Here is a 7116-nt window from a genome sequence, read left to right on the forward strand (position 1 = left end):
GTCGCGACAGTAGGCGGTTTCTCACTCCTTCGAGCGACTGAGCTGCGAAAACGCCTCCGGCTCGCATTGGATGCGAAATTCTCGCATCCAATGCGATGGACAGAGAGTGAGGACCGATGGGCGGAGATGGTCTCGCGCCGGGGTCTGTCCGGCTCCAGCTCATTGACGGTCTGCCGTTGCTACGGCCGGACGAACAGGTCTTCGAGGCGATGCTGAAGGGGTGGCGCAATCAGCAGCTCGCGCGCAATCTTTCGCCCGGGTATGTCGAAGACCAGGAACGTACGGTCCGCTCGTTCGCCCGCCACGCGGATGCGAAGCCGTGGGAGTGGGCCCCGCAGCACGTGGACGACTGGTCGGCCGACCTGCGGGCCGTCCACGGCTGCGTCCGGTCCACCCTGCGCAACTACCAGGGTTCGGTGCGGCTGTTCTGCGACTTCCTGGCCAATCCGGCCTACGGCTGGGTTGAGGAGTGCATGCGCCACTTCGGTACGCACCCAGTGCAGGTCGTCCATGAGTGGAACGCCGCCGCACACGCCGACGAGGCAGAGGGCGAGCCCGAGCGACGCGCCTTCACCCGACCCGAGCTGGAGGCGTTCTTCGACTACGCCGACGAACAGGTTCTGCGGGTGCGAGGCAAGGGCCGCAAGGGATGGCTGCCGGCCTTCCGGGACGCCGCGCTGTTCAAGACCACCTACAGCTACGGCCTGCGTCGGAATGAGACACGGATGCTCGACCTCACCGATTTCGGCCGTAACCCGGAAGGCCCGGAGTTCGGCGACTACGGAACTCTCCAGGTCCGCTACGGCAAGGCGAAGAAGGGGTCGCCGCCCAAGCGCCGCACCGTGCTGACGGTCTGGCGATGGACACCGGAGATCATCGAGGAGTGGATCAGCGAGATCCGGCCCGGCATGCGCCACTCCACCGGCCCGGCCCTGTGGCCGTCCGAACGCGCCCGGCGAGTCGGCCTCCAGCGGCTGGACTCCCGCTTCGCCTCCTACCGCGACGCGCTCGGTCTCGACCCCGCGTTGGAGTTCCACTCGCTGCGCAGGTCCTACATCACTCACCTGATCGAGGACGGCTTCGACCCGCTGTTCGTCCAGCACCAAGTCGGCCACGACTACGCCTCCACGACCGCCATTTACACCTGCGTCTCCTCCGACTTCCGCACCCGCACGCTGCGTCGCGCCCTGGACGCCACGATCGAGGCCGCTCTGCGGCCAGGAAGGACTTCGTGATGCCACGCCAGATCAACTACCGCTGGCGGCTGCGTGAACTCATGGCTGCCCGCGGCATGTTCACAGTTGCCGAGCTGATGCCGCACCTGACCGAACGCGGCATCACTCTCTCCTCCTCTCAGGTCCACCGCCTGGTCTCCGGCACCCCCGAACGGCTGTCCCTGCCGGTGCTGGCCACCCTCTGTGACATCCTGGACTGCACCCCAGCGGATCTGATCGCCACCTCGGCTCAGAACATCCCGGCCCGCCGGGCAGTCGGCGAAGAGGCTCCGATCAATCTGTCCGCGCGACGGCCCAAGCGCGTCCGCCTCACCCCAGAGTCATGAGCCCGGCCTACCGCACCCGCGAGCAATACGAGCGCTGGCACGTCCGCGACTGCACACGCTGCGGCCGGCGGGCAGCCAAGGCCGCCGAGTGGAGCGACGGGCCGATCTGCCGCACCTGCTTCGAACGTGCCATGCGCATCCGTGGGCAGTGCCCCGGCTGCGGCACCACGCGGCTCCTTCCCGGCAAGGCCCCGGACGGGGCCGCCGTCTGCCGCGACTGCGCAGGCATCACCCGCAACTTCTTCTGCGACCGGTGCGGATTCGAGGGCATGATGCTGGGCGGACGCCTCTGCGAATACTGCACCCTCGCCGACCTGCTCGCCGTGCTCCTGGACGACGGCACCGGCCGCATCCACCCCCGCCTGGTCCCCTTACACGACCTGCTGGTGAAGATGGAACGGCCCAAGAGCCGCCTGATCTGGCTGCGCAACCCCCAGGTCCCAGCGCTGCTGCGCGACCTCGCCTCCGGACGCGTCCCGCTCACCCACGAAGCCCTCCAAGACCTCCCGAACTGGCGGACGACCGCCTACCTCCGCGACCTGCTGATGGACAGCGGCATCCTCCCCCGCATCGATCGCCGACTCCTGCTCTTCGAGCGGTGGCTCGCCGAACGCCTCGCCTCCATCGAGGACCCTGGACATGCCCGGCTTCTTCGACACTTCGCGCAGTGGCACCAGCTCCGCAAGCTCCGGGGCAAGGTCCGCGAAGGGCCCTTGGGCGCCAGCACGACGCAGGAATGCCGACAGCACATCACCCAGGCCGCGGCGTTCCTCCAGTGGCTCGCCGAACGCGGCGTCCCCCTGGATGCAGCGACTCAGACGGAGCTCGATGCCTGGCATGCGGAGAAGTACGCCACCCGGCGGACAGCACAGCCATTCCTGCGCTGGTGCATGGACACCCGCCGCATGCCCCGCCTCTCCATTCCGAACAGGCAGACGACGAACCCGAACCCCCTCGGCCAGCACCAACGACTCGCCACGCTGCGACGAGTGCTCACCGACGGCAGCAGCGACCCGCGCGTCCGGATCGCCGCCTGCCTGGTTCTCCTCTTCGCCCAACCAGTGAGCCGAATCGTCCGTCTGACGACCGACGACGTCCTCCGCGACGACACCCACGTCTTGCTACGGCTCGGGGAGCCTCCCTCGCCGGTCCCGGAACCCGTCGCGTCGCTGCTGCTGGACTACATCACCGCCCTGCCCGGCAGAACAGCCGCAGTGAACGCGGAGTCCCGCTGGCTCTTCCCCGGCCGCCGGGCGAACCAGCCGATGCACCCGGGCACCCTGCGGGACGGACTACGCGGACTCGGCGTTCCCCTCCAGCGGGCACGGACCTCATCGATCCGTCACCTCGTCCTCCAAGCCCCAGCCCCGGTCATCGCCAAGGCTCTCGGCTACCACGACAAGACCACCACCCGCCTGGTCATCGAAGCCGGAGGCACCTGGGCCCGATACGCCCCCGGCGACCACACACGGTGACCCCAAATCCGTCGGGAAGAGCACGAGGAGCACTCCAGTCGGTTGAGCTGCACATCATCCCTGCCCGACGCCCCTGTCGAGCAGGCCCAGAACTGAGTACAGCGAGATGGAGAGGGTCATCCATACGACGAATGCCCCACCACCGCAGAGCACTGCACGTGGCACGCTTCCGTCCGCTGCCCAAGACAGCACACCAGCGATGACTGCGACCAGCAGGGACAGGACAGTTGCCAGGGCGACGAGCAAGAGGCGCGTCAAAGGTCCGGAACTCAACGGCCGACATCCTTCTGTGAGGGTGGCCGTTCCGAGACATGCCGTCTCAGCCCGACCACCGAAGCACGATGGTTGGCTGAGACGGTGTAACCCCTGGGAAGCGGCGGACCGTTACGGGTCCGCGCAACCGCGAGGTCACGCCCTCAATCAGTTCTCGGATGATAAGCGACCCCAGGAGAGCACGCCAGAGTGTGGTCAGAGCGAGGGCCATCGGCCATCGCTCTGGGTGACCGCAGGGGTGACCCTGGCAGGAATACGCGACACCTCAACATGCGAGCCCACCAGTCCCGAGGCCGAGTTAGGCCCGTTCCGGACCTGACGCCCCATCTGGCCGCATATTTGCGGCCCAATGCGTGCGTGGGCACTATGACGCGGTTCGGTGTGTGTACGGCAGCCTTGCTGGCCAGGTCTGCATCGGCTGTGTCCGCGCAAGCGGCGGGTCGGCCGTCCGGCGGGGCCCGGCGCTTGTCCAGCTCCTGTCCTCGTTCCCCCGGATGACGGCGGTCTTCGAGGTCGGCGCGTGCCGGGATCTCTGGTGGTGAAGCCGGGCGAGTCCCTGCGTCCATCACGCTAGCTCAGGCCGTTAGCCGGCCTGGAGAAGAAACCGCTGGTCTGCCGCGCCAGAGCAGCGCTCCTCAATCGCCTCGGCGCCTTGAGTGGTGTCGTTGCCGACAATGCCAATGCATCGGCCGCTGGTGGATGAACGCAGTCGGAATGCCCCGGCAGCGGGTTCCATCTGGAAGAGGGTGCCCTGATCGCAGTTCTGGCGGGGTTCGAGCATGCCCTTGATTTGATCTTTGCCCATGATCGTCAAGCACCCCTTACCGAGCTGGGGATGATGCCATTGGATGCGGAATAGCCCCTCGCCCACCGGTTCCAGGTAGGTGCGGGGCACTGGTGACTCGACACACGGTAGCTGGACGGCCACGGCGCTGCCGTAGGCGCCCTTGCGGTCGCGTCCGTCGGTCAGGCATAGATCAACTGTGCGGGCGGGGCGGATGGTGACCCACCCGTCCGTGGGAGGAGCCGCTCGTGGCCGGGCAGTGTCGGCAGAGGGCAGCCAGATGATCAGGGCCAGTGCCGTTACCGCGAGCGTGGCTGCGGATCCGATCATTCTCGGGCCACTGAAGCGACGGGGCCGCTCATGCGCGACATCTTCAGTTCCTGGCTGGGTGTCAGTTCCCTGACCGAGCGTGGGGGTCGGTTCGGTCGTGACGCGCGCGGCGGCGATTTTCTCTCGGGTCGCCAGCCAGGCATCGAGTCGCTCCCCGTCCCCGCAGGCACGAACGAACGCCGCCAGGACTTCAGGGCGCGGCAGGCTCGTCCGGCGCAAAACGTCGGCAATGGTGCTGCGCGCCAGGACGTCACCCCCTGACGGCCGCTCGCTCCTCCAGTTCGCGATACGTCAGCCCTGAAAGCTCCTTGAGCCGCTGCATCGCAGCGACGAGGCCCACGGCATCCTGCGCCTCGTACAGCAACAGGTCTTCGTACGGCGGCAGCTTCCCCGAATCCCCCACGAGCGTCATCTTGCCGAACCTCTGCCCGAAGGAACAACGAGGAATCCCGCCAGTCCCGTTGACAGGAATATGAGGGCCCGTCCCGAGAGCCGGGCCCTCATATCATTGGTCGGTGAAGCCCGCCGTCAGTCGGCGAGAACCTCGCCCCGGAGGACGCGGACTCGGGCCACAGGCGTTAGATCAATAAGCGACGGGTCAGTGGGTCACGGATCAGGCCCCGCCCCAGATCTTGTGCCAGCCGGCGCACGTCTCCGTCACGCCCCCTTCGGTCTTGCACTCCATCACCTCGATCCACGTCGTGGTGACATCGAAGTTCCAGGTCCGCTGGTCCTCCGCCATGTAGGTGGCGACGCTCAGGTTCTCGGTACGGCTTCCGCCCCAGCCCTCCTGGTAGGTGGCGCGGACGAAGACCCGCGCGCCCTTGCTGTCTTTCGCCGAGTCCCGGAGGTTGGTCGTGACATAGATGCGGCTGGCGGAGGACGCCTGTGACACCGTGCCCCAGGCGTGGGCACCAGCGATGTCGGCCTGGGTGTACTGAGCGTTCCAGCTACCCACGGCGGCGTTGGCCGTTCCGGTGGACACTCCCACAGCGAGTGCGACTCCGGCGGTGATCGTGCCTGCGGAGCGCAGGAGGACGCGCAACCGGTTCATTTTTTTCTCCCATGAAGTGACAATCCCCGTCCTGGTCGGCCGGGGCCAGCGGACCGTTTCCGACCCGAAGATCCGCCGCCCACAGAGTCACCGGGCCCGCGCCGCACTGCCAAGGGGAAGCGGATGTCCCGGACAAACAGAGGTTGTCCGGCCTGGTCAACGTCCTGTCCGGGACAGGCCCGTAGGCCGAGGAGCCGCGCGATCCGCAGCAAATTCTCCCCAGCCCCGCGCCCACAGTCCCAACTACGGACCGGAACTTCAGGCCGGCTCGCGATCCTCCGCCGGGTCCTCAACGACGACTCCTTGCCCCTGCGGGCCCGGGTCGCCGCTGCCCTCGTTCTCCTCTACGCGCAACCCGTCAGCCGCATCGTCCGCCTCACCATCGACGAGATCACCGACGACGGGACCACCGTCACCGTCCGACTGGGAGAGCCGCCGTCCCCGCTGCCGAAGCCCGCCGCCGACCTGATGCGGGCCTACATCCGGTCCCGACAGCAGATGCCCTATGCCAGTAGCAGAAGCTCACAGCGGCTCTTCCCCGGCCGCCAGCCCGGACAGCCCATGAACCCAGTCAGCCTCCAAGTCCACCTCCGAAAGATCGGCGTCCCGCCGCAACGAGGCAGGACCTCCGCGATCCGCCAGCTCGTCCTCCAAGCCCCGGCACCCATCATCGCGAAGGCACTCGGCTACCACGACAAGACCGCCACCCGCCTGGTCACCGAAGCCGGAGGAACCTGGAGCCGATATGCACCCGGCGACCACACACGCTGACAGGGCCGACGTGGCTGCTCTGATGGGCCAAGCTCCCGCGACCGGCCCGATGTCAGTACCAGGTGACAGGCTCTGCCTCCATGAACAAGCAGCAGTTCTGGCAGCTCATTGAGGCAGCCCGCAATCAGGCGTCCAACCCGAACGACGGCGAAGCGGTCGCTCGCGAGGCGACCTCGCTGCTGGCCTCCCGGCCGGTCAAGGAGATCGTCGCAGCTGAGCAGGTTCTGTGGGACCTGATGGTTGACTCCTACACCAATCCTCTGTGGGCCGCTGCTTACATCGCCAACGGTGGGTGCTCTGACGACGGCTTCGACTACTTCCGCGGCTGGCTGATCGCTCAGGGCCGTGAAGTCTTCGAGCGCGTAGTCGCTGGTCCCGATGCCCTGGCAGAACTGCCCATCGTTCGAACCTCCGCAGCCGACGGTGTCGACCTGGAGGGTGAGGACATGCTGGGCATCGCCTGGAACGCACACATCTCGGCGACCGGTGATCAACTCCCCGCGAGCCCACCCACCATCCGCTACCGGGAGCTGGCCCCCCCCCCCCCCCTGGAACTTCGATTTCGATGACCACGACGAAATGACTCGCCGACTGCCCCGCTTGGCAGCTCTCTATCTGGAGTAAGCGGAAGCTCGCAGTCACAAGACGAGGTCGAACAGCGGAGGGCGACACTCCCGAACATCACTGTCCGTCACCCCGTCAGGCCACGAACCCGTCTCGGCTGACGAATACGCGACACCTCAACATGCGGGCCTACCAGTCCCGAGGGCCATGAGGCCCGCGAGTTCAGGGAAACTGAAGCCTGTTCGGCGGGAACTCACGGGTTGGTCCGTGTGTATCAGCTGGGTGTATCCGTGGGTTCAGCGGA

At 67.0% G+C, this 7116-nt stretch carries 7 protein-coding genes and 1 pseudogene; 5 read left to right on the top strand and 3 right to left on the bottom strand.

What is annotated here, in order from left to right:
• Nucleotides 1–116: 116 nt before the first annotated feature.
• Genes ACIRQP_RS28960 through ACIRQP_RS28970 form a run of 3 tightly spaced genes read left to right on the top strand, consistent with a single transcriptional unit; the run spans nucleotide 117 to nucleotide 3036 of the window.
• Nucleotides 117–1235, top strand: coding sequence for a tyrosine-type recombinase/integrase (locus ACIRQP_RS28960; protein ID WP_403894681.1), 1119 nt, complete (start codon nucleotides 117–119; stop codon nucleotides 1233–1235).
• Nucleotides 1235–1561: a helix-turn-helix domain-containing protein gene (locus ACIRQP_RS28965; protein WP_403894684.1), complete on the top strand. Its 327-nt coding sequence runs from the start codon at nucleotides 1235–1237 to the stop codon at nucleotides 1559–1561. The genes ACIRQP_RS28960 and ACIRQP_RS28965 overlap by 1 nt, the downstream gene beginning before the upstream one ends.
• The gene (locus ACIRQP_RS28970) at nucleotides 1558–3036 is read left to right on the top strand and encodes a hypothetical protein (protein WP_403894687.1); all 1479 of its coding nucleotides are present in this window, start codon (nucleotides 1558–1560) and stop codon (nucleotides 3034–3036) included. Before ACIRQP_RS28965 ends, ACIRQP_RS28970 begins: the two co-directional genes overlap by 4 nt.
• A gap of 856 nt (nucleotides 3037–3892) precedes the next feature.
• On the opposite strand, the gene ACIRQP_RS28975 is transcribed toward ACIRQP_RS28970, so the two are convergent.
• The 3 genes from ACIRQP_RS28975 to ACIRQP_RS28985 all read right to left on the bottom strand — a co-directional run bounded on the left by ACIRQP_RS28975 (nucleotide 3893) and on the right by ACIRQP_RS28985 (nucleotide 5477).
• Complete coding sequence (locus ACIRQP_RS28975) at nucleotides 3893–4642, bottom strand: RICIN domain-containing protein (RefSeq protein WP_403894690.1); 750 nt, start codon at nucleotides 4640–4642, stop codon at nucleotides 3893–3895.
• Between the two features lie 31 nt (nucleotides 4643–4673).
• On the bottom strand, nucleotides 4674–4826 hold the full coding sequence (locus ACIRQP_RS28980) for a hypothetical protein (RefSeq protein ID WP_403894693.1): 153 nt from the start codon (nucleotides 4824–4826) through the stop codon (nucleotides 4674–4676).
• A gap of 210 nt (nucleotides 4827–5036) precedes the next feature.
• Nucleotides 5037–5477 carry a hypothetical protein gene (locus ACIRQP_RS28985; protein ID WP_403894695.1) on the bottom strand — a complete coding sequence of 147 codons (441 nt, stop codon included), beginning with the start codon at nucleotides 5475–5477 and terminating at the stop codon, nucleotides 5037–5039.
• Between the two features lie 303 nt (nucleotides 5478–5780).
• Between ACIRQP_RS28985 and ACIRQP_RS28990 the strand changes: the two genes are divergently transcribed.
• Nucleotides 5781–6248 (top strand): hypothetical protein, encoded by a 468-nt coding sequence (locus ACIRQP_RS28990; protein ID WP_403894698.1) that lies wholly within the window; start codon nucleotides 5781–5783, stop codon nucleotides 6246–6248.
• A gap of 80 nt (nucleotides 6249–6328) precedes the next feature.
• Nucleotides 6329–6872 (top strand): annotated as a pseudogene (locus tag ACIRQP_RS28995) (DUF4240 domain-containing protein).
• The last annotated feature ends 244 nt before the right edge of the window (nucleotides 6873–7116 follow it).

The organism is Streptomyces sp. NPDC102274 (genome assembly GCF_044766385.1).
In the GTDB taxonomy this organism is placed as follows: Bacteria; Actinomycetota; Actinomycetes; order Streptomycetales; family Streptomycetaceae; genus Streptomyces.

Coding starts and splice junctions, on each gene's coding strand:
- ACIRQP_RS28960 (WP_403894681.1), top strand. CDS start 117: ATGGGCGGAGATGGTCTCGCGCCGGGGTCTGTCCGGCTCCAGCTCATT.
- ACIRQP_RS28965 (WP_403894684.1), top strand. CDS start 1,235: ATGCCACGCCAGATCAACTACCGCTGGCGGCTGCGTGAACTCATGGCT.
- ACIRQP_RS28970 (WP_403894687.1), top strand. CDS start 1,558: ATGAGCCCGGCCTACCGCACCCGCGAGCAATACGAGCGCTGGCACGTC.
- ACIRQP_RS28985 (WP_403894695.1), bottom strand. CDS start 5,477: ATGAACCGGTTGCGCGTCCTCCTGCGCTCCGCAGGCACGATCACCGCC.